Raw genomic sequence first — 23,492 nt, 5'->3', positions numbered from 1 at the left:
TGTCGCTCCGGCGCGGGCCGGGCGGGATCAGGACCCTTCGCCCTCGTGCAAGGAGGTGCGAATCTGTGCCAGACGTTCCCGCGCGGCCTGTTCACGCGCTTCCCACTGTTCGTCGGCGCCGCGGCCGACCGGGCTCTGCCGGCCGAGTGCCCGCGCACCGAACGCGGTGCCGAAACGCCGCTCGACCTTATCGCGAACGGAACCGAACGTCGGCACACCGGAAGCGCTGTAGCCGGCGGACGCACCGGCCGCTCCCCCGCCCGGCCCGGCTGCCGCGCCGACACCCCCGCCCACCTGCGCGGACGAACCGAGGCCGGATTCGGCCCCATAGCCCGGCGACTCCGGGGTGCCGGGAATCACACCGGACGCCATCGCGCTCTGCCCGGTTTCCGCCAGCAGCCGAGTGGCGGCTTCGTACAGCGGGGCCAGCTTGTCGCGGCCCGCGGCGGCCACCACCAGGACGGCCAGCAACTGCTCGTCGGGCAGGGCCGCCAACCGCGCGGCGAGCGCGCCCGGATCGCCTGTGCTGGGTTCAGTCATGCGACCAGCCTACGACGTCCGGTCCGCCCGTTCGGACGGACCGACCACGTTGGCGGAGAACGGCTCTCCTACGAACGGATCACCGCGCCCACCGCGTCTGCCGCGGCGGCCACCGCGGCATCGCGCGCCGCACTGGCCTCGTCCTCGGTGAGCGTCCGGTCGGCGGCCCGGAAGCGCAGCGCGTAGGTGAGCGATTTACGGCCTGCACCGGCCTGCGCACCCGCGTACACGTCGAACAGCGCGATATCCTCGAGCAACTCCCCGCCACCGGACCGCAGCGCCGTCTCCACCTCCGCCGCCGGAACATCGTGCGCGACGCTGACCGAGACATCCTGCAACACGGCCGGGAACGGGGAAATGGCCGGCGCGGGCCGCGTTTCGCGCAGCGGGAGGGCGTCCAGATCCAGTTCCAGGGCGCAGGTGCGCGGCGGCAGGCCGGAGCGTTCCAGCACCCCGGGATGCAACTCGCCGGCATAGCCGATCACCACACCGTCCACCGTCAGTTCGGCGCACCGCCCCGGATGCCACGGCAGATGTTTGCCGGGCCGACGTACGAGTTCGACCCCGGCGGCCTCGGCGACCACATCGGCGAGCGCGAACGCGTCGGCGGCTTCGGCCGCCCGCCCCGGACCCCACGGACCGCGGGGTTCCCGGCGGCCGGTGAGCACCACCGCGACGTGCTGGGGCTGATCGGGCAGCGAGGCCAGCAGTTCGGCGAACTCGGCGTCGGTCGGACGCCGGTCCACCGGCAGCGGTGCCACCGGAGCGGTGTCCGGGCCGGGCAGGACGACCTGGGCGATCCCGTAGAGCGATAGATCACGGGCGCCGCGGGAGATATTGCGGGCCGCGATCTCCAGCAGACCCGGCAACAGCGTGGTGGCGAGTTCGGCGCGTTCGACATCCAGCGGGTTCAGTACCCGGGTGGTGGTGCGGCGGGGGTCGTCGGCGTCCAGCCCCCAGGTATCGAAGACATCCGCGGGCAGGAACACCGGCGGCGGCACCTCGATACAGCCGGCGAAGGCCAGCGCCCGGCTCACCGCGCGGCGGCGGCGCTGCACCGCGGTGAGGCCGCGCCCGGCGGGCGCCTGCGGCAGCACCAGCGGAATCCGTTCCAGGCCCTCGAGCCGCAGCACCTCTTCCACCAGATCGGCCGGCTGGGCGAGATCCGGCCGCCAACTCGGCGGGGTCACCACCAGCTGACCGTGGCCGCTGGTCTCGTCGACCGCCACCTCGACATGGCAGCCGATCTGCGTGAGGCGCCGCGCGGACGTACCGGGGGCGTACTGGACACCGGCCACCCGGTCGGGCAGATCGATATCCATCCGGATCGGCTCCGGCGGGGTCAGCGGCAGCCGGATATCGGTGAGCGTGGGCTCCACCGTGCCGCCGGCGATCTCCGCGAGCAGGGACGCGGCCCGGTCCAGCGCGGCCAGGTTCAATTCCGGGTCCACCACCCGCTCGTATCGTTTACTCGCCTCCGACACCAGCTTGTGGCGGCGGGCGGTGCGGTAGATGAACAGCGGATCCCAGGTGGCGGCCTCGAGGACGATATCGGTCGACTCCGCGCTCACCTCCGTGGACGCGCCGCCCATCACGCCGGCGAGCGAGACCACCCCGGTGTCGTCGGCGATCACCACATCCTCGGCGTCGAGTTCGCGTTCGACCTCGTCCAGGGTGCGCAGGGTCTCACCGGGGTGCGCGCGGCGCACCACCAGGCCGCCGCCGAGTTTCGCGGCGTCGAAGGCGTGCAGCGGCTGCCCGAGTTCCAGCATCACGTAATTGGTCACATCGACCGCCGGGGAGATCGGCCGCACACCCGCCAGCAGCAGCCGCCGCTGCAACCACCACGGGCTCACGGCGTGCGGATCGATCCCCGTGACCCGGCGGACACCGAAGCGGGTGCAGCCCGATTCCGGTGCCACATCCACCGGCCACGCCTCGGGCCCCTCGGGCAGGGTGCGCACGGCCGGGTCGGCGTAGTCGAGATCGAAACCGCAGGCCAGTTCGCGGGCCAGGCCGCGCACCGAGAAGCAGTAGCCCCGATCGGGCGTGATGTTCAGTTCGATCACGGTATCGCCGAGACCGAGCAGGTCGTTGGCGTCGGTACCGGGTTCGGCCGTACCGGGTTCCAGCACCAGGATGCCCGAGTGGTCCTTGCCGATCCCGAGTTCGGCGACCGAGCAGATCATGCCGTGGGAGACATGGCCGTAGGTCTTGCGGGAGGAGATGGCGAAACCGCCCGGCAGCACACCGCCGGGCAGCACGACGACGACCAGGTCACCGACCGCGAAGTTGGTGGCTCCGCAGACGATCTCCTGAAGTTGCTCCGCGCCGATATCGACCTTGCAGAACCGAATGGGTTTCTTGAACTCGGTGAGCTCGGTGATCTCGGCGACCCGGCCGACCACCAGCGGGTGTTCGATATCCCCGCTCACCCGTTCCAGCTCGTCGACCTCTTCGACCTCGAGCCCGACCCGGACGAATCCGGCATCGAGTTCCTCCGGCGTCACCTCCCAGTCGGGGACGGTGCGGCGGATCGTTTCGGTCAGCCAGGACTGCGCTACTCGCACTGTGACGTTCGCTCTCTCGCTCGAAAAAGGTCAGGACCGGATACCGAAGGGCAGGGTGAACCGCACATCACCCTCGACGATGTCGCGCATATCGGGAATGCCGTTGCGGAACTGCAGCGTGCGCTCCAGACCCATACCGAACGCGAAGCCGCTGTACTCGTCGGGGTCGATCCCGCTGGCGATCAGCACCTTCGGGTTGACCATGCCGCAGCCGCCCCATTCGACCCAGCCGGCGCCACCCTTCTTGTCCGGGAACCAGACATCGACCTCGGCCGAGGGTTCGGTGAACGGGAAGTAGTTGGGCCGGATCCGGGTGGTGGTCTCGGGGCCGAACAGGGCCCGCGCGAACGCGTCCAGCGTGCCGCGCAGATGCGCCATGGTCAGTCCCTTATCGATGGCCAGCCCCTCGACCTGGGAGAACACCGGAGTGTGGGTGGCATCGAGTTCGTCGGTGCGGAAGGTACGCCCCGGGCACACCACATAGATCGGCAGGTCGCGTTCCAGCATGGACCGCACCTGCACCGGCGAGGTGTGGGTGCGCAGCACCTGGCGCGAACCGGCCGGTGCGATGTGGAAGGTGTCCTGCATGGTGCGGGCGGGGTGGTCGGGCAGGAAGTTGAGCGCGTCGAAGTTGAAGTGCTCGGTCTCCACCTCCGGTCCCTCGGCGATCTCCCAGCCCATTCCGACGAACACATCGGCGACCTGTTCGGAGATGACGGTGATCGGGTGCCGGGCACCCACCGGGCGCCGGTCCGCCGGGAGCGTGACATCGATCGCCTCGGCGACGAGTACCGCGGCATCACGTTCGGCGAGCAGCACCCGCTGCCGTTCCTCGAACGCCTCCGAAACCCGCGCCCGCGCCTTGTTCACCCGCTTACCGGCGTCGGCCTTCTCCGATTTGGGCAGCGAGCCCAGCGACCGCTGGGCCAGCGCGATCGGCGACCGGCCGCCCATATGCTCGGTTTTCGCGCCCGCGAGCGCCTCCAGATCGGCGGCGGCCGCGAAGTCCTTCTCGGCCGCCGCGGCCGCGGCGGCCAGGGCTTCTTCGGTGAGGGCGGATTCCTGCCCGCCGGTCGCTGCGCCTGCGTCGGTGTCGTCGGCCACGGTCTACTCGTCTCTCCCCTGGGCATCGGTGAGCGGGCGCGGTCGGCTCCGACGCCCGTATTGCTGCTGGTGGAATCGTATTCGATGGCCCCCGCCGGGCTCACGCCGATATCCCCCGCCGCTCACTGCCCGGTACTCCGACACCTTCAACCGGTAAAGTCCCCTCCGATGACGAACGCCTTGACCCGCACCGAGACGCTCGCCGGACGTGCCCGCCGGCAGGCGGTCTGGCTGCTGCCGCTGCTGGCGGTGGTCGTGACGTGGGTGTGTATGTCGCGCCCGATCGATCCGTTCCGCGGCATCAGCGGCGAGTACATCGACCTCGAGGTCTATCGGCTCGGGGTCGAGGAATGGCGGGCCGGCGGCGATCTCTACGGCCATCTCCCGGAGACGGCCGCCGATATCAGCCTCCCGTTCATCTACCCGCCGTTCGCCGCGCTGGCGCTCGGGCTCTACGCACTGCTGCCGTGGGCCGCGTCGGTGATCACCTATCTGGTGGTCTCCATCGGCGCGCTGGCGATGACCCTGTTCCTGGTGGCCCGACAGCTCTGGCCCCGCCAGGACCAGCGCAAACTCGCACTGGTGGTCACCGCGACCGCGACTCCGCTCGCACTACTGCTGGAGCCGGTCTGGTCGACCCTGGATTTCGGCCAGGTCAATCTGATCCTGATGGGGCTGGTCGCCGCCGACTGCCTGACCCGCAATCCGCGCTGGCCACGCGGGGTGCTGCTCGGTATCGCCGCCGCGATCAAACTGACCCCGGCGGCCTTCGTCCTGTTCTTCCTGATCCGCAAGGATTACAAGGCCGCCGCGACGGCCGCGATCAGCGGTGCCGTCGCCACCGCGATCGGTTTCGCGGTGATGCCCGACGAATCGGTGCGGTACTGGTTCGGCGGATTCGGCAATGTCGGTGGGCTGAGCGGGTCGGAGTTCCAGACCAACCAGTCGATCCAGGCCGTGCTGGCCCGCTTCGAGGTCACCGGCACCCCGGCCACGGCCCTGTGGCTGCTCGCCGCGGTCGCTCTGGTGGCCGTGGCGGTGGCGGCCATCCGGCGCACCGGGACACCCCCGATGATCGCGCTGGCGGTCAACGCGGTGGTGGCGCTGCTCGTCTCGCCGATTTCCTGGTCGCACCACTGGGTGTGGGTGGCGCCCGCCCTGCTGACGATGATCGGCTACGCCACGACCCGGCCCTGGTCGCAGGTGCGCGGCTGGTATGCCGCGGCAGTTGCCACCGCGGTGGTCTTCGTACTGGCCAAACACAGCGACCTGCCCGGTAACGACGGCCGGGAGCTGGACTGGTCGGCCTGGGACAAGGTGATCGGCAACGGCTACGTCTGGTTCAGCCTGCTACTGGTCGTGCTGTACGCGACCGCGAGCCGGCGGCAGCGCACGCCGGCCCCGGCCGCGCCCGCCGGCGCCACGGAATCGCTGGTCTCGGTCCGCGAACGCTGATCGGCGGCGCGCCGGTCCGCGCGCCGCCGGACGATCCGGCCGGTGCCGGGCCCGACCGCCGCGGCGGACCGTCCGCGTTCAGCGCACCGGTTCCGCCTCGCGCACCCGGCCCGGGAGCAGGGCGGCGGCCAGCACCCCGGCCGCGACGATCCCCGCCCCGACCCAGACCGCCGGTACCAGGCCGTCCACATAGCTCTGCGGATCGGTGTACTCGCCGTACGAGGCGAACACCGAGGCAAGTACCGCGATGCCCACCGCCACGCCGACCTCCCGCACTGTGTTGTTGGTGCCCGAGGCCACCGAGCGGTCCGCCTCCGGTACCGCCCCCATCACCACGGTCGCCAGCGGCGCGAAGGTCAGGCCCATCCCGACTCCCGCGAGCAGCAGGGGCGCCACGAATATGCCGTAGCCGACGTCCACCGAGGTGATCGCGGCCATCCAGGCCAGCGCCACGGCCAGCAGCGTCTGCCCGGTGACCAGCAGGACCCGGGCGCCGACGCGGTCGATCACCAGCCCCGCGAGCGGGGCCACCACCATCGGCGCCATGGTCCACGGCATGGTCCGGATACCGGATTCGAACGGGCTGTAACCCTGTACCACCTGGAAGAACTGGGCGAGCAGGAAGATCGACCCGAAAACGCCGATCGAGAAGGCGAAGGCCACCACATTGGCGACGCCGAAGGCCCGGATCCGGAACAGCCGGGGCGCCAGCATGGGCGCCGCAGCCCGCTGCTCCCAGGCGATGAGCGCGACCGACAGCACCGCCCCGCCGAGCAGCGCGGTGAGCACGCCGCGTGAGGTCCAGCCGTCGTCGGCGCCGTGCACGATGCCCCAGACGATCGCCAGCACTCCCGCCGAAGCCAGCAGCAGGCCCACCGGGTCCAGGCGGCCGCCGCCACCCCGCGATTCACGCAATGTCCAGACCACCAGCGGCAGCACCAGGACGCCGATGGGCACATTGACCCAGAAGATCCACTGCCAGCTCAATCCGTCGACCACGGCGCCGCCCAGCAGTGGCCCGGCGGCTACGCCGAGCCCCGCGATGCCGCCCCATATCCCGATGGCCGCACTGCGCAGCCGCTCCGGTACTGCGTCGGAGAGCAGGGTCAGCGACAGTGGCATCACCGCGGCCCCGCCGAAGCCTTGCACCACCCGCGCGGCGACCAGCATCGCCGGATCGGTGGCGAGTGCGCAGGCCGCCGAGGCGGCGGTGAACACCGCGATACCCGCGAGGAATACGCGACGGCGCCCCAACCGGTCGCCGAGAGCGGAGGCGGTGAGCAGCAGGGCGGCGAACGACAGGGTGTAGGCGTTGACGAACCACTGCAGGTCGCCGAGCGAGGCGTTCAGTTCGGTGCGGATCACGGGGAGCGCGTTGGTGACCACCAGGTTGTCCAGCGTGACCATGAACATCGGGATACCGACCGCGGCCAGCACCGCGGCGAGCGGCCGCCGGCCGGTATCGGCCGGCGAGGTGAGCACCGGGGCGGTGGGTGGTGTCAGAGCTGGTGAGCTCAGCATCTCGGTCACATTCCGTCCTTGTTGTAATCGACTGATAACTAATTCACCAACGACGGTATGCATCGACTGATAACATGTCAAGAGCACACGAGACGACGAGGAGGACCATGCCGGAATCGACGAGCCGGACCAGGATGACCGCTGGCGAACGGGGGGCCCAGGTACTGACCGCGGCGGTCGATGCCTTCGCGGAAGCCGGTTACGCGGCCACCCGCACCGACGAGATCGCCCGCCGGGCGGGAGTCTCCCAGCCGTACGTAATCCGCCTCTTCGGTTCCAAACAGCGCCTGTTCCTCGCCGCGGTCGCCCGGGTCTGCGACCGTATCGAAGAGGTCTTCACCGAGGCGGCGGCGGGCGCCGGGCCCGAAGCCTCCCTCGACTCGCTGTCGGAGGCCTACGACCACTTCCTCGCCGAGCGCACCCTGCTCCAGGTCCTGCTACACGCCTTCGCGGCGGCCGGCGATCCCGATATCGGCCCGGTCGTACGCGACCGGTACGGCCGCATCTACCGGCTCGTCCGGGAACTCACCGGCGCTCCGACCGCCGACACCCGGCGATTCCTCTCGACCGGGATGTTGCTCACCGTGATGTCCGCGCTGCGGGTCACCGGCCCGGAGGCGATCGCGGCCGACTGGGCCCAGGAGATCCTCGCCGATCTGTACGAGCACGGGATGTGAATCCTCGCCGCCCGAGGGTCCGGACCGGCCGGCTCCGTGATCAGCCGCGTCCGAAGCGGGTACGCGAGTTCGCGTAGAGACAGATCGCGGCGGCCGTGGCCAGGTTCAGGCTTTCGGCCCGCCCCCGGATCGGGATCCGGATACGGTGCCGGGCCCGGCGCGCAATTTCCGGGTCCAGGCCGTGTGCCTCGTTGCCGAACAACCAGGCGACCGGCCGGGTGAAGAGTTCACCGGCGTCTTCGAGATCGACCTCACCGGCGGCGGTGGTCGCCACGGTGGTGATACCCGCGGCCTCGATACGGTCCAGCACCGCGGCGGTATCGCGGGCGCGCACGATCGGGACGTGGAAGAGGCTGCCCGCGCAGGACCGGACGCATTTGCCGTTGTGCGGATCCACACTGTCACCGGCCAGCACCACGGCGTCCACGCCGACCGCGTCCGCCACCCGGATGAGGGTGCCGGCATTGCCCGGGTCGGCGATCGCCACCGGCACCGCAAGTATGCGTGGAACGCTCGCCCCGGAAGCCGTGGACACGATCCGGTCCAGCGGCACATCGACCAGATCACAGACGGCCACCAGACCGGGCGGCGTGACCGTCTCCCCGAGCGCCTGCGCGGCCCGGTCGGAGACCAGGGTGGTGCGTACCCCGTCGGCTTCGGCGCCGGCGATCAGCGCATGCTCCCGGGTGGCACCCTCGGCGGAATAGAAGAGTTCGCGGACCCGACCGGCCGCGAGCGCGGCACCGACGGAATTCGCGCCTTCGGCAAGAAATCTACCGGCCCGCTTACGCGCTACGCCACGGTGGAGCTTGACGGCGGCGACCACACGGGGATTCCGCACATCGATGGGTTCATATCGGTCGGGCACCAAGAGATCGTAGAGGGTGCCGATGCCCGGAGCCGCTACCCACCGAGACCGGCCCTCGTTCCGCCGAGGCCCGTTACCGGTCCCGGAACGAGCAACGAGCCACCGCGTCGCCGCAAACCTTACGAGGAGAAGGTCTCCAGGAATTCGCGGACGAAGCACAGCGGGCAGATCGGATCGAACGGTGCCGTGGTCGTTTCGATCCGCTCGGTGGGCGGGGCGGGACGCACCGCGATCCCCTCCGCGGCCGCCGAGGCCGGCGGCAGGCCGATCGCCAGCGAAACCACACCCGCGGCAACAATACTCAACGCCCTACGATTCACAGTCACTCCTCGGCCTCATCGTCGCGAGCAGTCACCGTATCAACCCGGTCCGGCCGCGCCCATGCCCCGAATCCGGGGTCCGGACCCGACCGGACCGGAATCACCTCAGGCGAACTGGGCGACACCGTCGAATTCGGCGAGCGGCGCGGGACCGGTGACCTCGTATTCGAGCAGGAGCAGGCCGCGAGGGGTGGCCTCATGCCCGGCCAGGCGCAACCCCGTGGACGGCCCGGCGCCGGCGAGCAGCCGCCGGCCCGTCCGCAGTACGGTGGGCGCGACGGCCAACCGGACGGTATCGACCAGACCGGCGGCGAGCAGGGCGTCACTTAACCGGGAGCTGCCGTGGATCTGTAGTTCCCGGCCGGGCCGGCGCAAGAGTTCCGCGACCGTGGCGACCGGATCACCCGGTAGCACGATGGTCGGGTTCCACTCCGCGTCGGACAGGGTGTCGGAGACCACATATTTGGGCAGGGTGTTCATCCGCTCCGCGAACGGGTCGCCGGGATCGGTGATGGCGGGCCAGTCCCGGGCGAAAGCCTGGTAGGTGCGACGGCCGAACAGCAACCCGTCGGCGGCGTCGAGCCATTCGGAGGTCCGCCGGACGAAGACCTCGTCCAGATACGGGACCAGCCAGCCGCCCCGATCGAAACCGTCGCTGCTGTCCTCGGTGGGCGAGCCCGGCCCTTGCGCGACGCCGTCGAGGGTGAGGAACTCGGTCAGGACGAGTTTCATGCCCGGACCTCGCTCTCGACGAGCTCGGCGAGCTGACCGGTGACCGTGCCCCAACCGTATTCGAAGCCGAGTTCTTCGTGCCGGGCCCGGGTGGCCGGATCAGCGTGCCGGACCAGCACGTGATAATCGGTACCGTCCGGATGATCCCGCAGGGTGATCTCGGCGGTCATCACGATCTCCCCGGTGGCCGGACGCCAGCCGCTGTCGAGCGCGGTGGTGAAGACCAGGCGTTCCCGTTCCTCGGCCACGAGGAAGCAGGCGTCCAGATGCGGGACGAATTCGCCGTCGTCGGTGCTCATCCTGGTCACGAAGGCGCCGCCCGGGCGGACCTCCAGCCGTTCGACGCGGCAGCGGGCCGGGGCGGGCAGCCACCAGCGGGCGAGATCATCGGCGTCGGTCCAGGCGTTCCACACGCTGCGACGCGGTGCGCGGATCACCCGGTGCAGGGAGAGGTCGAGATCAGGATTCATCGGTGGGCTCCTCGGTTGTCAGCAGGAATTGTTCGAGTCGATCCGTGCGCGCTTCCCACACCTGCCGCTGTTCGGCCAGCCAGCCGTCGATCAGCGCGAACCGGTCGCGATCGAGTTCGCACCGGCGCACCCGTCCGGTTTTGATCGTCCGGATCAGCCCGCTGTTCTCCAGCACGCGCAGATGCTTCATGAAGGACGGCAAGGTGATCGGCAGATCCCGGGCCAGTTCGCCGACACTGGCCGGACCGGCGCCGAGTCGCTGGACCACCGCGCGCCGCGAAGGGTCCGACAGTGCGGCGAACACACCGTCCAGCGATTCCAAATACTTTGCCATATGGCTAAGTATTAGCGACTGCCCCCGCCCACCGCAAGTCCGGCCACGCCACCGAAGTCCGCGGACCCCTCGGCGCCGGACGCCACCGCACCGACCCCACCGGCAGCCCGGAAAACGCGAAAGGCCCCCTCCTCGGAAGGAGGGGGCCTTCTACACCAGCGGGTCGGGCACACCGGCCCGGACCCCGAACGACGACTCAGGCAGCCGGGGCGTTGACATCCTCGGGCAGCGCGGCCTTGGCGACGGCGACCAAGCCGGCGAACGCCTCGGCATCGGAGACGGCCAGTTCGGCGAGGATCTTGCGGTCGACCTCCACACCGGCGGCCTTCAGGCCCTGCACGAAACGGTTGTAGGTGATGTCGTTGGCGCGGGCCGCGGCGTTGATCCGGGCGATCCACAGCTTGCGGAAATCACCCTTGCGGGCCCGGCGGTCCCGGTAGGCGTAGGTGAGCGAGTGCAGCTGCTGTTCCTTGGCCTTGCGGTACAGGCGCGAGCGCTGCCCGCGATAGCCCTTGGAGGCCTCGAGGATGGAACGGCGCTTCTTCTGAGCGTTGACGGCCCTTTTGACGCGTGCCACTGGTCAGTCCTAATCGATCTTGGGGGTGCCCGGTCGAGCGCACCCGAGTGGGTCGGTTCTTCGGCGTCCGGTCGCGGATGCGGTACCGGACGGTATCGGTCCCGGGAAGGGGATCAGATACCCAGCAGCTTCTTCACACGGCGGACGTCGGACGCGGCGACCGACTCCGTGCCGTCCAGACGACGAGTCCGGCGGGTGGGCTTGTGCTCGAGCAGGTGCCGGCGGTTGGCCTGCTGACGGCGCAGCTTGCCCTTACCGGTCACCTTGAAACGCTTCGAAGCGCCGCTGTGGCTCTTCATCTTCGGCATGGCAACCTCAATCTGTGTCGTGCCCGCGCAGGGGCGGACCAGGTGTACTGATCAGCGTTATTGCGGGCTCGACGCAATACCGCTGCGGCGTTCGCCGCGTTCTGTGCGGCACCGCGCCGCAGTGTGCACGGCAGACGCCGTTGTTATTGCGCGACCGGCCGACCGGCATTCGGCGCCGCGCCGCCGGGCTGCGACCGGACCGAATCCTCGGCGGCCTTGGCCCGCGTCTTCGCGCCCTTGTGTGGGGCGAGGACCATCGTCATGTTGCGGCCGTCCTGCTTGGCCGAGGTCTCGACGAAACCCAATTCCGCCACGTCGGAGGCCAGCCGTTGCAACAGCCGGAATCCGAGTTCGGGCCGGGACTGTTCGCGCCCCCGGAACATGATGGTGACCTTGACCTTCGACCCCGCCTCGAGGAAGCGCACCACATTGCGCTTCTTGGTCTCGTAGTCGTGATCGTCGATCTTGGGCCGCAGCTTCTGTTCCTTGATCACGGTCTGGACCTGGTTCTTCCGGGACTCGCGCGCCTTCTGCGCGGTCTCGTACTTGAACTTGCCGTAGTCCATGATCTTGCAGACCGGCGGACGTGCGTCCGGCGCGACCTCCACGAGGTCGAGGTCTGCTTCCAGGGCGACGCGTAGTGCATCTTCAACACGCACGATCCCAACCTGTTCACCGCCGGGTCCGATGAGCCGGACCTCGGGAACACGGATGCGATCGTTGATGCGGGTCTCAGTGCTGATGGGGCCTCCTAGGTCTAGCGGTGTCGTCCGACGACCGCTCGCAATGAACCCCTTGTTCAACACAAAGGCCCCGGTGCGGTATTTCACCGCCACGAGGCCCGATGTCGACCGGTCCACGCAGGACATACACGCCTGCGCCGCGATCACGCCGGAGCGGTATCGCCAACCCACCCGGGAAGGGCGGAGGACCGGACCGTTTGACCAGGCGATCACTCGCCGGCAACGGTGGGAGTCGGGCTCCACTTTCATGCCCCGGACAGGACCGGGGCGGTCGTCGCCGAAAATTCTAACAGCCGAGGTTCCGATCCGACGAATCGTGTCCCGGACCCCCGACCGTAAACCGCTTGCCCCGCCGCCGGCGGCCTGCCAGGCTCGACGGCCATGAGCAGCCGACGTAACCTGCTGCGCTGGCAATTCGACTTCGTCTGGTCGTTGGCCCAGCTGCATTTCGAGGCCCTGACCGACGACGATACGCACTGGACATCCGCCGCGGTGAGCTGGACCGTACACCGCGGCGCCGACGGCCGCTGGCGACCGGATTTCGCCGAGACCGAACCCGATCCCGTGCCGGTGCCGACCATCGGCTGGCTCACCTGGCATATCGACTGGTGGTGGAGTTCGGCCGTCGCGCACGCCGAGGGCAGGCCGGTACCCGAGCACACCGAGGTGTACTGGGCGGGCGATATCGCCGCGGCACTGGCCCGTCTGCACACCTTGCGGGAGCAATGGCTCACGGTGCTCGACCGCGCCGGCGACACGGAGCTCGACGCCGCCACTTCCTATCCCTGGCCGGCGGAGGCCGGGCTGACCGTCGCGCACCTGGCCGCGTGGGTCGACGCCGAACTGATGAAGAACGTGACCGAGATCGGCCAGTTGCGCATGCTGCGCGCCGCCGGGCCGGTGCACCGGCCCCCGACGGCGGTTCTCTAGCCTGGGACCATGACCGAACAGCCCGAAGGCGATGTGCGCGAACTGGCCGAGATCCCGGCTGTGGAGGTGATCAGCCGGGCCGCCGTGATGCTGATGAGCTCGGCGGCGGAAAAACTCGGGCTCGGCGACGACGACCCGGACAACAGCCCGCGCCGTGATATGGACGAAGCCCGGCGGGTGATCACCGCGCTGGCCGGGCTGATCACCGCCTCGGTGGAATACCTCGGTCCGCACGCGGGACCGTTACGGGAGGGGCTGCAGTCGCTGCAGAAGGCGTTCCGGGAGAGTTCGGCCGTACCCGACGCACCCGGCGCCGGCCCGGGTGAAAAGTACACCGGCCCCGTCTACTGACCCCGAACACGGCGCCCGGCACCACCTCGTCGACACGATCGGTGACGAAGCTCCCGTCTTCGCGGCACGCGCGCTGCCGATCCGGCCGCACGCCGCGGCGTGGGCCCCGAAACACCCATGCGTGCGGGCCGCGCACCGGGCCGATCCACCGGTTCGGCCCCGCCCGGTAGCACTCCGAGCGGGGCACCCCGGTCAGCGCAGGGCGGCGGCCTTACGCGCCAGCCGTTTGGCTTTCTGCGGGTCCGGGATCTTCGCGACCGGCTCCTCGGTCGCGGCGGCCTTCTTCTTCCCCGACGAGGCGGCCTTTCGCGCCGCCGGAGCCGCCTTCTTCGCCGGAGCGGACGGCTCGGCCAGGATCTCCTTCAGGAACTGGCCGGTGTAGCTGTCCGGGTTGGCCGCGATGTCCTCGGGTGTCCCGTCACCGACCACTGTGCCGCCGCCGGAACCGCCCTCGGGACCCATATCGATCACCCAGTCCGCGGTCTTGATCACATCCAGGTTGTGCTCGATGACGATCACCGTGTTGCCCTTCTCCACCAGGCCGTTGATCACCGCGAGCAGTTTCCGGATGTCCTCGAAGTGCAGGCCGGTGGTCGGCTCGTCGAGAATGTAGACAGTCCGCCCGTTGGAGCGTTTCTGCAGTTCGGCGGCCAGTTTCACGCGCTGCGCCTCACCACCGGACAGCGTCGTGGCGCTCTGCCCGAGCCGCACGTACCCCAGCCCCACATCGACCAGGGTCGACAGGTAGCGGTGGATGGAGGTGACCGGCTCGAAGAACTCGGCGGCCTCCTCGATGGGCATATCGAGAACCTCGGCAATGGTCTTGCCCTTGTAGTGCACCTCCAGGGTTTCCCGGTTGTAGCGGGCGCCGTGGCAGACCTCGCACGGCACGTACACATCGGGCAGGAAGTTCATCTCGATCTTGAGCGTGCCGTCGCCGGAGCAAGCCTCGCACCGGCCGCCCTTCACATTGAAGGAGAACCGTCCCGGTTGGTACCCGCGCACCTTGGCCTCGGTGGTGGAGGCGAACAGGCTGCGGATCTTGTCGAACACCCCGGTGTAGGTGGCCGGATTGGACCGCGGCGTACGCCCGATCGGCGACTGGTCCACCCGCACCAGCTTGTCCAGTTGATCGAGCCCGTTGACCCGGGTGTGCCGGCCCGGCACCTGCCGGGCGCCGTTGAGTTTATTGGCCATCACTGTCGCCAGGATGTCGTTGACCAGCGTGGACTTCCCGGAACCGGAAACGCCGGTGACCGCGGTGAGCACACCCAGTGGGAAAGCCACATCGATCCCCCGGAGATTGTTCTCGGTGGCCCCGACCACGGTGACCCGTCGTTTTTTGTTCACCGGGCGCCGCATCAGCGGGATCTCGATCCGCTCCCGGCCGGACAGATAGGCGCCGGTCAGCGAGTTCTCGTCGGTGAGCAGATCGGCGTAGGTGCCGCTGTGCACCACCCGGCCGCCGTGTTCGCCGGCCAGCGGGCCGATATCGACCACCCAGTCCGAGGCCCGGATGGTGTCCTCGTCGTGCTCGACCACGATCAGGGTGTTGCCGAGGTTCTTCAACCGGGTGAGTGTCTCGATGAGGCGCCGGTTATCGCGCTGGTGCAGACCGATGGACGGCTCGTCCAGCACATAGAGCACCCCGACCAGACCCGATCCGATCTGGGTCGCCAGCCGGATGCGCTGCGCCTCACCACCGGAGAGGGTGGCCGCGGCCCGGGACAGGGTCAGATAGTCCAGACCGACGTCGAGCAGGAAGCCCAGCCGCGCCTGCACCTCTTTGAGCACCTGGCCGGCGATGGCCGCCTGCCGTCCGCCCAGGGTCAGCGCGTTGAGGAACCGCGAGCAGTCGCGGATGGACAGTTCACTGACCTCGGCGATCGACTTCCGCTCCGCATCCGCGGTGAGGGTGACCGCCAGGATCTCCGGGCGCAATCGTGCCCCGTTGCAGACCGGGCACGGCACATCGCGCATATAGCCCTCGTAGTGCTCCTTCATCTGCTCGGATTCGGTGGAGTCCAGCCGCCGCTGCAGGAACGGCATGACCCCTTCGAAATCGGCGTAGTAGGAGCGCTTCCGGCCGTAGCGGTTGGTGTAGACGATGTGCACCTGATCGGAACTGCCCTCGAGGACCGCCTTACGTGCTCGCGGCGGCAACTCCCGCCAGGGGGTGTCCAGATCGAAGCCCTGGGCCGCCGCCAGCCCGGACAGCAGCCGCAGGAAGTATTCGGCACTCTGCCCGCGCGACCACGGCGCGATCGCCCCGTCGGCCAGGCTCAGCTCTGGATCGGGCACCACCAGTTCGGGGTCGACCTCTTTGCGGATACCCAGGCCGGTGCAGTCGGGGCAGGCGCCATAGGGCGAGTTGAAGGAGAACGAGCGCGGTTCGAGGTCCTCGATATCGAGGGGGTGGCCGTTCGGGCAGGCCAGTTTCTCGGAGAAGCGGCGCTCCCGATCGTGCGCGTGCTCGTCGCGGTCCACGAAATCGAGCACCACGATGCCGTCGGCGAGACGTAGCGCCGTTTCGATGGAATCGGTGAGCCGCTGTTTGGCCGTCGGTTTCACGGCGAGGCGATCCACCACCACCTCGACATCGTGCTTCTCCTGCTTCTTGAGCTTCGGCGGATCGGTGAGCGGATACACCACCCCGTCCACCCGGACCCGGGCGTAGCCCTGCGCGTGCAACTGGTCGAAGAGGTCGACGAACTCACCCTTGCGGGTACGCACCACCGGCGCCAGCACCTGGAACCGGACGCCCGGTTCCATCGCAAGGACCTGGTCGACGATCTGCTGTGGGGTCTGTTTGGCGATCAGCTCCGAACACACCGGGCAGTGCGGGACTCCGGCACGGGCGTACAGCAGCCGCAGATAGTCGTGGACCTCGGTGATGGTGCCGACCGTGGACCGGGGGTTGCGGTTGGTGGATTTCTGGTCGATCGAGACGGCGGGCGAGAGCCCCTCGATGAAGTCCACATCGGGTTTGTCCATCTGGCCGAGGAACTGCCGGGCGTAGGCCGACAATGATTCCACGTAGCGGCGCTGCCCCTCCGCGAAGATCGTGTCGAACGCCAGACTGGACTTCCCCGACCCGGACAAACCGGTGAAGACGATGAGACTGTCGCGGGGCAGATCGAGGTCGACCCCCTTGAGGTTGTGCTCCCGAGCTCCGCGCACAGTCAGGCGTTCCGCCACCAGGTCGGTCCCTTCTCGTCATCGTTCGTCGTTGCTGGTGCCGCGCCCGTCGCACCGTGTGGGTCACACCGTGTCCGCGACAGCGCGGTGAACGGCCCGATCCGCCCGGCCGGTATCCGCGGCCCGGGCCGCAGGGCGGGCCCGCGGGTGATGGTAGGACCGGCCACCGACAAGTTTCGCCGGACGGCCGTCCCGGGCAGTTCACGGGACGTGACCCGACCGCCGTGCCTCGCTCGAGGGCGCCCCCGGCATGATTTCGGGGCGGCCGGCAACCGGCGGCACGCGCCGGCCGGCCGGGCTCACCAATCCAGAGTAGGCCAACCCCCGGTGTCCAGGGGGCGTGGCACCGGCCACTCCCACCCCGGCCCGGCCGTCAGGCGGCCGGACCCAGGATCACCGTGGAGTTGTTCCCGCCCATTCCGAGCGACAGCTTCGCGGTGAGGCCCGGACCCGCCGGGGCCGGCCCCGTCAACAGCCGGGGATGCGCCGGCGCCACCGCGGGCGGTGCCGGGACGATCCCGCGCTCGTACCCCAGCGCCGCGGCCGCGAGCTCCACGGCACCCGACGCGGACTGGCAATGCCCGACGAGTGGCTTCATCGAGTACACCGCGGGCCGGTCGTCGAAGACGCGGGCGAGCACATCACGTTCGGCCAGGTCGCACTGGGCGGTCCCCGTACCGTGCGCGTTGAGGTACCCGATATCGGCCGCGGCGACACCCGCGTCGAACAGTGCGTCCCGCACGCAGTCCACGATTCGGTCGTGGCTCGGTTCCACCGAGACCACGTGGTGGGCTTCGCTGTTCATCGCTCCGCCGAGCACCTGGGCGTAGGCCCGGCCGGATCCGCGGCTCAGGACGTACCCCACCGCGGCCTCCCCCACGCTGAATCCCCGGCTGTCCTCTTGGAACGGCCGGCAGCCCTGCAGCGATTCGACATCGACCACGGCGGCACCGAGTTTCGCGAACTGCCGTACCAGTTCCGGGGTGGCCGACAGATCCGAGGCCACGCAGACCACATCGTCCACCAGGCGGGCGGCCAGCCACAGCCGCGCCTGCAGTATCGCGACATTGGCCGAGCTGCACGCCGCCGACACTCCCATCACCGGGCCGGTGAACCCGAACGCCTGCGTCACCACGGAGATCGGGGTGGACGGCAGCAGCCGCAGAAAGTCCCGGCCGCGGAATCCGGCACCGGCGGGACCCACGAAGTCCCGGTGATGCCGGACGTCGCCGAGCACGGCCGCGTGCACCAGCCCGACTCGCGCACCGGGTTCCCAGCCGCGGGCCCGGGCATCGGCCACCGCCTCGTCGACCGCCGCGAACACCGCGCGTCCGTACCGGGTGCCGTAGGCGGGGTCGCCGCCCTCGGGTACCAGCGCGGCCCAGCCCCCGTTCGCGGGGTCGATTCCGTAGCCGGGTTCGAACCGGGCCGCGGAGCGCCCGCTCAGGATTCCCTCCCAGAACGTTTCCCGCCCCCAGCCGTATCCGGTGACCGCACCGATCCCGGTAATCGACATAAGATCGTTGCTGAATCCGGTCCCCGCCATGACAATCTCCTCGCCGGTTCCCGCCCTCGGCACCGCCGGGAACACGTCTTGGCGTGATCAATCGAGATCACGTCCACTATGTCCGATTTTATGCGTGTGGATACCGGAGTAGAGCCGTGTTTGAATGTCCGGGTCCGCCGACGATGGGGGTTGGTATGGGAGAGCGCAGGGCGTCCGCCGCCGAGCAACTCGCGCATCGGTACCGCTCCTTGGTCGAGCACTCCCCCGACGGCATCTGTGTGCACGAACGCGGCATCGTCGTCTACGCCAATCCGGCGTGCCTGCGGATCATGGGCGCCAAGAACCTGGCCGAGGTCCTCGGGCAGCACATCGCCCGTTTCGTACACCCCGATTTCCGCCAGCCCATGTACGAGCGCATCGCCGGCCTGACCGCGACGGGTAACGCGTCCGAACCCACCGAGATGGTGTTACTGGCACTGGACGGGCGCGAGGTTCCGGTGGAGACCGTCTCGGTGCTCACCGCCTGGCACGATCGCCTCGCCTACCAGGTGGTGATCCACGACCTGACGGCCCAGAAAGCGGCCGAACGCGCCCAGCGGCGGGCCGAACAGCACTTCACCACGGTGGTCTCCCAGCTCGAGGAAGGGGTGGCGGTCATCTACCGGGACGGCACCATCGCCTCGGCCAACCCCGCCACCCGCCGCATCTTCGGAATCGACGACCGGATACCGCTGGTGGGCTCCAATATCACCACGCTGCCCTTGGAACTGCTGGACTCGAACGGCCGGCCCATGCCCAAGGAGCGGCATCCGGTGGCGCGCACCCTCGCCACCGGCGAAACCGTCACCGCGTACGTGTTCGCGGTGGTCCGCCCCGACGGTCAGCGCCGCTGGCTGGCGGTGTCGAGCCGGCTGCTGAATCCCGACGAGCAGGGCACGGCCGCGGTGTGCTCGTTCGCCGATATCACCGAATACCTCGCCAGCCGCCGGCAGCTCGAATACCAGGCCACCCATGATCCGCTCACCGGGCTGGCCAACCGGTCGCTGATCCTGTCCCAGCTGTCCGGCGCGCTCGCGGCCAGCAGCACGCATCAGGTGTCCACGGTGATGTTCATCGACCTCGACGGCTTCAAATCGATCAACGACACAATGGGCCACGCCATCGGCGACACGGTGCTGCGGATCGTCGCGCATCGGCTACAGCGCGCCCTGCGCAGCGACGATCTGGTGGGCCGGCTCGGCGGTGACGAATTCCTGGTCCTGCTGGCCGGACGTCCCGGCGACGACGAGTTGGAGCCGCTGGTCCGGCGCTTGCGGGCGGCTATGGCCGAACCGATCGTCGCGCGGGGACACCGGATCGCGGTGAACGCGTCCATCGGGGTGACCACCCTGGAACCCGGCGATACGCGCACCCCGGAAGCGGTCCTGCACGATGCCGATGTGGCCATGTACGAAGCCAAACCGCCGAGCCGGCGCGACGGCACACGCGGCCGCGGATTGCGCGGCGACAACTCGCACGTCTCGTGATCGCGCCGAGGTGACCTGCGGGAACAACATCCGATACGAACCCGCAGTAGACTCGACAACTCTGTGCACGCCATCCCGCCGTGCCCCGCCGAGCCCGTCCCGCCGTGGGTGAGAAGGAGTCAGGACTTGCCCGACAACCGCACCGAGGAACGCCCCATCGAACCGGCTCCCGACGAGGCGCCCCCGGATACGGCGACGCGGGACCTCGACCACGAACAGGCGTACCTGTCGGTGCTGTACGAGCGGCTCGACGGTATGCGCGCCTACGCCGACAATCGGCTGCGCACTGTCCTGCTGGAGACCGGGGGGACCCCGCAGGCCCGCACCGAACGCGAGTCGTTCACCCAGCTCTATACCGAGGACCTGGCCAAATACGATGCCGCCGAGCACGGCCTGTGTTTCGGCCGCATCGATCTCACCGCCGCGGACGACGATCCGGAACAGCGCTATATCGGCCGGCTGGGCATCCTCGACGAGGACAACGACTACGAACCCCTGCTACTCGATTGGCGGGCTCCGCTGGCCCGGCCGTTCTACCTGGCCACCACCGCGGCACCGGACGGGGTGCTGCGGCGCCGCCACATCCGCTCCCGCAACCGCCGGGTGACCGCGGTCAACGACGAATACCTCGATCTCACGGCCGCGCACCGGGCCGGGGTCACGACCTCCGACGGCGGCGTCGGCAGCGAGAGCGCGCTGCTGGCCGCGCTGAACGCCGCCCGCACCGGCCAGATGGCCGACATCGTGGAGACGATCCAGAGCGAACAGGACGCGATCATCCGCGCCGAGCACAAGAGTGTGCTTGTCGTGCAGGGTGGCCCGGGTACCGGTAAGACCGCGGTCGCCCTGCACCGCGCCGCCTACCTCCTGTACACCTATCGCCAGCAACTGGCCAAGAGCGGCGTCCTCATCATCGGCCCCAACGCCACCTTCCTGGACTACATCGGTCAGGTGCTGCCGTCGCTCGGTGAGACCGGGGTGCTGCTGTCCACAATCGGCGATCTGTATCCGGGGGTGAAGGCCACGCTCACCGACTCACTGCGCGCCGGCGAGCTGAAGGGCTCGACGAGTGTGCTGGACATCCTGAAGAACGCCGTACGGGATCGCCAGCAGGTGCCGAGTGAACCGATCACCCTGAGCTTCGACGGCTATCCGGTGACCCTGGACCGCAAGATCGTCACCCGGGCCCGCGGCCGGGCCCGTTCCTCGCGTCGCCCGCACAACCTGGCGCGGCCCATCTTCGCGTCGATGGTGATCGAGGCACTCACCGACCAGCTGGCGCAGACCATGGGCGCCGATCCGTCCGGTAATGGCCGCAGCCTGCTCAGCGCGGCGGACCTGTCCGAGATCAGCGACGAGTTGCGCGCCGACCCGAAGGTCGGGCGTGTGCTCGCCGAGTTGTGGCCGATGCTCACTCCGCAGCAGGTGCTGGGCGATCTGTTCAGCGACCCGGACCGCCTGGAGCGTGCCGCCGGCAAGGTGCTGGAGCCGGCCGACCGGGCCGAACTGCTGCGCACCGGTACCGGCGAGTTCAGCGCCGCCGACGCCCCGCTGCTGGACGAACTCGCCGAACTCCTGGGCACCGACGACGCCGAGGAACGCGAACGCGCCCGGCGGCGCTGGCGCGCCCAGCTCGCCGAAGCGCAGGACGCCCTGGACATCCTGACCGGCTCGGCCCCTCAGGACCTCGAGGACGAACTCGACCCCGAGATCCTGATGGCCTACGACCTCATCGACGCGAGCCAGCTCGCCGAACGCCAGCAGGTGCGCAACCGCCAGACCACCGCCGAACGCGCCGCGGGTGATCGCACCTGGACCTACGGCCATGTGATCGTGGACGAAGCACAGGAACTGTCGGAGATGGCCTGGCGCATGGTGATGCGCCGGATCCCGAACCGGTGGATCACCGTGGTCGGCGATATCGCGCAGACCGGTGATCCGGCGGGCGCGAGCTCCTGGGCGGACATGCTGGAACCGTATGTGGCCAAACGGTGGAGACGCACCGAGCTCACCGTCAACTACCGGACACCGTCGGAGATCATGGCGGTGGCGGCGGATGTACTGGCCACGATCGACCCCACCGCCGAGGTGCCGCGCTCGGTCCGCGATTCGGGGGTGCCGCCGCGGGCGCACCGGTTACCGGCGGCGCACCTGTCGGCGAACCTGGCCGGCCTGCTCGCCGCCGAACAAGGACCGGGCACCGCCGCGGTGCTGACACCCGCCGCCCTGGTCGACGAATTATCCGGGCTGGCAAGCGAATACGTGCGCGTACTGACGGTGACCGAAGCGAAGGGCCTGGAGTTCGACGCGGTGTATCTGGTGGAACCGGGTGCGGTGATCGCCGAATCACCGCGCGGCCGTAACGATCTGTACGTCGCGATCACCCGCGCCACCCAGCGGCTCACCGTGGTGCACAGCGCCGACCTTCCCCCGGAACTGCGCCGACTGGCCGAGTGACGCCGACCGGCCGCCGGAACGCGCCGCCCCGCCCGGAAACCGAGTTCTGGGCGGGGCGGGCGATCCGTGATCGCGGTATCAGCGGACGGTGTGCACGATCAGCACATCGGACTTCGATTTACGCGCCACATCGGAGGGCACAGAGCCCAGCAGCCGGCCGGCCAGGGTGTTCAGGCCGCGGTTACCGACAACGAGCAGATCGGCCTGGGTCTCTTTGACGAGGTCGAGCAGGGAGTCGACCGGTTCGCCGACAATGGCCTTCTCGACGATCTCCTTGGCCCCGGCGGCAACGGCCTTGTCGCGGGCCGTGCGCAGGATCTCGTTGGTGGGCGCCGAACCACGCACCTGGTACGCCTCGTCCTTGAGCATATCGCTCGCGGCGGCGACGTCACGGTCGTCGGTCGGGTAGTAGGCGCAGGCCACGATCAACGTCGAGCCCGCGGCTCCGGCCAGTGACGCGGCCTTTTCCACGGCGACGTACGACGAGTCCGAGCCGTCGGTACCGACGACAATGGTCCGGTAGGCGGTCATTCTCTCCTCCAACTGTGCGGGGTATAAACGCGGCTGCACCGATTCCTCGTGGAATGTCGGACGACGGCGCAGCGACTGCGTAGACCATAGCCGGAACACCGGCCCGAATATCCCGATTCGTTGTACATCACAGACGTGTTCGACGGCGGTGACGTTTCCCATTTCGCCTCGAACGAACGATGACCGCCGCGTCTACCTGGTACTTCTGCCGTCGGCGGGGGTAAACCTGTGAGGGTTCACAAAGAAAGCGAACGTCCTTGGCGCCGTGGGACTTTCCTCACAGTACCGGCGCTCGCCGCGTCCGGCGGGCACCGGCACCAATTCGGCCTCGATCAGAGGGAGAACAGCGGACCGGTAATCGTCAGACCCAATTCCTGGGTGTGCGCGAAAAACGCGAACAACATCAGGCAGGCACCGGCGAGAGCGAGGTCCTTGTTGAACTGGATCGTCTCCGCCTGGGTGGCCTCTGCTTCGGTTTCCTTCCAGAAGGCGTGCATCATGATCATGGTGGGGACCAGCATGATCAGCAGCAGCAGGGCACCCAGGTCGGCCCAGATCCCGAACAGGATGCTGATACTGCCCAGCAGCATGAGCACCCCTGATCCCTGTACCGCCAGTTCCGGCACCGGTACCCCCTTGGCACTCGCGTAACCCGCCATGGCCTTGGTCTGGGTGAAATGCCCCAGCGCCGAACTCAGGAACAGAATGACGAACATCACGCGGCCGATCAACACCACGACATCCATGCAGAGCTCCTCATCTGTCGCCGACGG

General features: G+C 69.0%; 22 protein-coding genes. 6 read left to right on the top strand and 16 right to left on the bottom strand.

Annotated features, from left to right (window positions below):
• Nucleotides 1–27 precede the first annotated feature (27 nt).
• The 3 genes from ACQPYS_RS09355 to pheS all read right to left on the bottom strand — a co-directional run bounded on the left by ACQPYS_RS09355 (nucleotide 28) and on the right by pheS (nucleotide 4,214).
• Entirely contained in the window at nucleotides 28–540 is a 513-nt protein-coding gene (locus tag ACQPYS_RS09355) for a hypothetical protein (RefSeq protein ID WP_433492307.1), read from the bottom strand.
• A 68-nt stretch (nucleotides 541–608) separates the two neighbouring features.
• Complete coding sequence (gene pheT / locus ACQPYS_RS09350) at nucleotides 609–3,110, bottom strand: phenylalanine--tRNA ligase subunit beta (protein WP_433492306.1); 2,502 nt, start codon at nucleotides 3,108–3,110, stop codon at nucleotides 609–611.
• Nucleotides 3,111–3,140: 30 nt separating this feature from the next.
• Nucleotides 3,141–4,214, bottom strand: coding sequence for a phenylalanine--tRNA ligase subunit alpha (pheS, locus tag ACQPYS_RS09345; RefSeq protein ID WP_063036388.1), 1,074 nt, complete (start codon nucleotides 4,212–4,214; stop codon nucleotides 3,141–3,143).
• 168 nt (nucleotides 4,215–4,382) lie between these two features.
• On the opposite strand from pheS, the gene ACQPYS_RS09340 reads away from it, so the two are divergent.
• A complete protein-coding gene (locus ACQPYS_RS09340) occupies nucleotides 4,383–5,669 on the top strand; it encodes a glycosyltransferase 87 family protein (protein WP_433492305.1) in 1,287 nt (428 codons plus the stop codon).
• 78 nt (nucleotides 5,670–5,747) lie between these two features.
• Here the strand turns inward: ACQPYS_RS09340 and ACQPYS_RS09335 are convergent, their stop codons facing one another.
• A complete protein-coding gene (locus ACQPYS_RS09335) occupies nucleotides 5,748–7,190 on the bottom strand; it encodes a DHA2 family efflux MFS transporter permease subunit (RefSeq protein ID WP_433493005.1) in 1,443 nt (480 codons plus the stop codon).
• A gap of 134 nt (nucleotides 7,191–7,324) precedes the next feature.
• Between ACQPYS_RS09335 and ACQPYS_RS09330 the strand changes: the two genes are divergently transcribed.
• Entirely contained in the window at nucleotides 7,325–7,867 is a 543-nt protein-coding gene (locus ACQPYS_RS09330) for a TetR/AcrR family transcriptional regulator (RefSeq protein WP_433492304.1), read from the top strand.
• Between the two features lie 40 nt (nucleotides 7,868–7,907).
• Here ACQPYS_RS09330 and ACQPYS_RS09325 read toward each other — a convergent pair whose 3' ends face one another.
• From ACQPYS_RS09325 to infC, 8 genes are all read right to left on the bottom strand, one after another.
• Entirely contained in the window at nucleotides 7,908–8,735 is an 828-nt protein-coding gene (locus ACQPYS_RS09325; RefSeq protein ID WP_063036391.1) for a TrmH family RNA methyltransferase, read from the bottom strand.
• Between the two features lie 119 nt (nucleotides 8,736–8,854).
• Complete coding sequence (locus tag ACQPYS_RS09320) at nucleotides 8,855–9,040, bottom strand: hypothetical protein (protein WP_431941450.1); 186 nt, start codon at nucleotides 9,038–9,040, stop codon at nucleotides 8,855–8,857.
• 120 nt (nucleotides 9,041–9,160) lie between these two features.
• Complete coding sequence (locus ACQPYS_RS09315; RefSeq protein WP_433492303.1) at nucleotides 9,161–9,787, bottom strand: dihydrofolate reductase family protein; 627 nt, start codon at nucleotides 9,785–9,787, stop codon at nucleotides 9,161–9,163.
• Nucleotides 9,784–10,257 carry an SRPBCC domain-containing protein gene (locus ACQPYS_RS09310; RefSeq protein WP_433492302.1) on the bottom strand — a complete coding sequence of 158 codons (474 nt, stop codon included), beginning with the start codon at nucleotides 10,255–10,257 and terminating at the stop codon, nucleotides 9,784–9,786. The genes ACQPYS_RS09315 and ACQPYS_RS09310 overlap by 4 nt, the downstream gene beginning before the upstream one ends.
• Nucleotides 10,247–10,591: an ArsR/SmtB family transcription factor gene (locus ACQPYS_RS09305; RefSeq protein ID WP_433492301.1), complete on the bottom strand. Its 345-nt coding sequence runs from the start codon at nucleotides 10,589–10,591 to the stop codon at nucleotides 10,247–10,249. The genes ACQPYS_RS09310 and ACQPYS_RS09305 overlap by 11 nt, the downstream gene beginning before the upstream one ends.
• Before the next feature lie 196 nt (nucleotides 10,592–10,787).
• Nucleotides 10,788–11,168, bottom strand: coding sequence for a 50S ribosomal protein L20 (gene rplT, locus ACQPYS_RS09300; RefSeq protein ID WP_039823954.1), 381 nt, complete (start codon nucleotides 11,166–11,168; stop codon nucleotides 10,788–10,790).
• Nucleotides 11,169–11,281: 113 nt separating this feature from the next.
• A complete protein-coding gene (gene rpmI, locus ACQPYS_RS09295; protein WP_030523709.1) occupies nucleotides 11,282–11,476 on the bottom strand; it encodes a 50S ribosomal protein L35 in 195 nt (64 codons plus the stop codon).
• A gap of 143 nt (nucleotides 11,477–11,619) precedes the next feature.
• Nucleotides 11,620–12,264: a translation initiation factor IF-3 gene (gene infC / locus ACQPYS_RS09290; protein WP_063036558.1), complete on the bottom strand. Its 645-nt coding sequence runs from the start codon at nucleotides 12,262–12,264 to the stop codon at nucleotides 11,620–11,622.
• Nucleotides 12,265–12,600: 336 nt separating this feature from the next.
• Between infC and ACQPYS_RS09285 the strand changes: the two genes are divergently transcribed.
• On the top strand, nucleotides 12,601–13,149 hold the full coding sequence (locus ACQPYS_RS09285) for a DinB family protein (RefSeq protein ID WP_433492300.1): 549 nt from the start codon (nucleotides 12,601–12,603) through the stop codon (nucleotides 13,147–13,149).
• A 9-nt stretch (nucleotides 13,150–13,158) separates the two neighbouring features.
• Nucleotides 13,159–13,500: a DUF1844 domain-containing protein gene (locus tag ACQPYS_RS09280; RefSeq protein WP_030523712.1), complete on the top strand. Its 342-nt coding sequence runs from the start codon at nucleotides 13,159–13,161 to the stop codon at nucleotides 13,498–13,500.
• 192 nt (nucleotides 13,501–13,692) lie between these two features.
• On the opposite strand, the gene uvrA is transcribed toward ACQPYS_RS09280, so the two are convergent.
• On the bottom strand, nucleotides 13,693–16,698 hold the full coding sequence (gene uvrA, locus ACQPYS_RS09275; protein WP_433492299.1) for an excinuclease ABC subunit UvrA: 3,006 nt from the start codon (nucleotides 16,696–16,698) through the stop codon (nucleotides 13,693–13,695).
• 373 nt (nucleotides 16,699–17,071) lie between these two features.
• On the bottom strand, nucleotides 17,072–18,244 hold the full coding sequence (locus ACQPYS_RS09270; protein WP_245664561.1) for a beta-ketoacyl synthase N-terminal-like domain-containing protein: 1,173 nt from the start codon (nucleotides 18,242–18,244) through the stop codon (nucleotides 17,072–17,074).
• Nucleotides 18,245–18,399: 155 nt separating this feature from the next.
• Between ACQPYS_RS09270 and ACQPYS_RS09265 the strand changes: the two genes are divergently transcribed.
• Nucleotides 18,400–19,731 (top strand): diguanylate cyclase domain-containing protein, encoded by a 1,332-nt coding sequence (locus tag ACQPYS_RS09265; RefSeq protein ID WP_431941444.1) that lies wholly within the window; start codon nucleotides 18,400–18,402, stop codon nucleotides 19,729–19,731.
• Nucleotides 19,732–19,857: 126 nt separating this feature from the next.
• Nucleotides 19,858–22,188 carry a HelD family protein gene (locus ACQPYS_RS09260; protein ID WP_433492298.1) on the top strand — a complete coding sequence of 777 codons (2,331 nt, stop codon included), beginning with the start codon at nucleotides 19,858–19,860 and terminating at the stop codon, nucleotides 22,186–22,188.
• A gap of 78 nt (nucleotides 22,189–22,266) precedes the next feature.
• On the opposite strand, the gene ACQPYS_RS09255 is transcribed toward ACQPYS_RS09260, so the two are convergent.
• On the bottom strand, nucleotides 22,267–22,719 hold the full coding sequence (locus tag ACQPYS_RS09255; protein ID WP_063036397.1) for a universal stress protein: 453 nt from the start codon (nucleotides 22,717–22,719) through the stop codon (nucleotides 22,267–22,269).
• Between the two features lie 332 nt (nucleotides 22,720–23,051).
• On the bottom strand, nucleotides 23,052–23,465 hold the full coding sequence (locus ACQPYS_RS09250) for a DoxX family protein (RefSeq protein WP_433492297.1): 414 nt from the start codon (nucleotides 23,463–23,465) through the stop codon (nucleotides 23,052–23,054).
• Between the last annotated feature and the right edge of the window lie 27 nt (nucleotides 23,466–23,492).

This window comes from Nocardia grenadensis, assembly GCF_050942415.1.
Classification (GTDB): Bacteria; Actinomycetota; Actinomycetes; order Mycobacteriales; family Mycobacteriaceae; genus Nocardia; species Nocardia grenadensis.
Note: the sequence above shows the minus strand (reverse complement) of the source record. Positions and strands in the feature narration are given on the sequence as shown.

Excerpts from the sequence above, each read along its gene's own strand:
- ACQPYS_RS09355 (WP_433492307.1), bottom strand. The coding sequence starts at position 540 with ATGACTGAACCCAGCACAGGCGATCCGGGCGCGCTCGCCGCGCGGTTG.
- ACQPYS_RS09340 (WP_433492305.1), top strand. The coding sequence starts at position 4,383 with ATGACGAACGCCTTGACCCGCACCGAGACGCTCGCCGGACGTGCCCGC.
- ACQPYS_RS09335 (WP_433493005.1), bottom strand. The coding sequence starts at position 7,190 with ATGCTGAGCTCACCAGCTCTGACACCACCCACCGCCCCGGTGCTCACC.
- ACQPYS_RS09330 (WP_433492304.1), top strand. The coding sequence starts at position 7,325 with ATGACCGCTGGCGAACGGGGGGCCCAGGTACTGACCGCGGCGGTCGAT.
- ACQPYS_RS09315 (WP_433492303.1), bottom strand. The coding sequence starts at position 9,787 with ATGAAACTCGTCCTGACCGAGTTCCTCACCCTCGACGGCGTCGCGCAA.
- ACQPYS_RS09310 (WP_433492302.1), bottom strand. The coding sequence starts at position 10,257 with ATGAATCCTGATCTCGACCTCTCCCTGCACCGGGTGATCCGCGCACCG.
- ACQPYS_RS09305 (WP_433492301.1), bottom strand. The coding sequence starts at position 10,591 with ATGGCAAAGTATTTGGAATCGCTGGACGGTGTGTTCGCCGCACTGTCG.
- rpmI (WP_030523709.1), bottom strand. The coding sequence starts at position 11,476 with ATGCCGAAGATGAAGAGCCACAGCGGCGCTTCGAAGCGTTTCAAGGTG.
- ACQPYS_RS09285 (WP_433492300.1), top strand. The coding sequence starts at position 12,601 with ATGAGCAGCCGACGTAACCTGCTGCGCTGGCAATTCGACTTCGTCTGG.
- ACQPYS_RS09280 (WP_030523712.1), top strand. The coding sequence starts at position 13,159 with ATGACCGAACAGCCCGAAGGCGATGTGCGCGAACTGGCCGAGATCCCG.
- ACQPYS_RS09270 (WP_245664561.1), bottom strand. The coding sequence starts at position 18,244 with ATGGCGGGGACCGGATTCAGCAACGATCTTATGTCGATTACCGGGATC.
- ACQPYS_RS09265 (WP_431941444.1), top strand. The coding sequence starts at position 18,400 with ATGGGAGAGCGCAGGGCGTCCGCCGCCGAGCAACTCGCGCATCGGTAC.
- ACQPYS_RS09255 (WP_063036397.1), bottom strand. The coding sequence starts at position 22,719 with ATGACCGCCTACCGGACCATTGTCGTCGGTACCGACGGCTCGGACTCG.
- ACQPYS_RS09250 (WP_433492297.1), bottom strand. The coding sequence starts at position 23,465 with ATGGATGTCGTGGTGTTGATCGGCCGCGTGATGTTCGTCATTCTGTTC.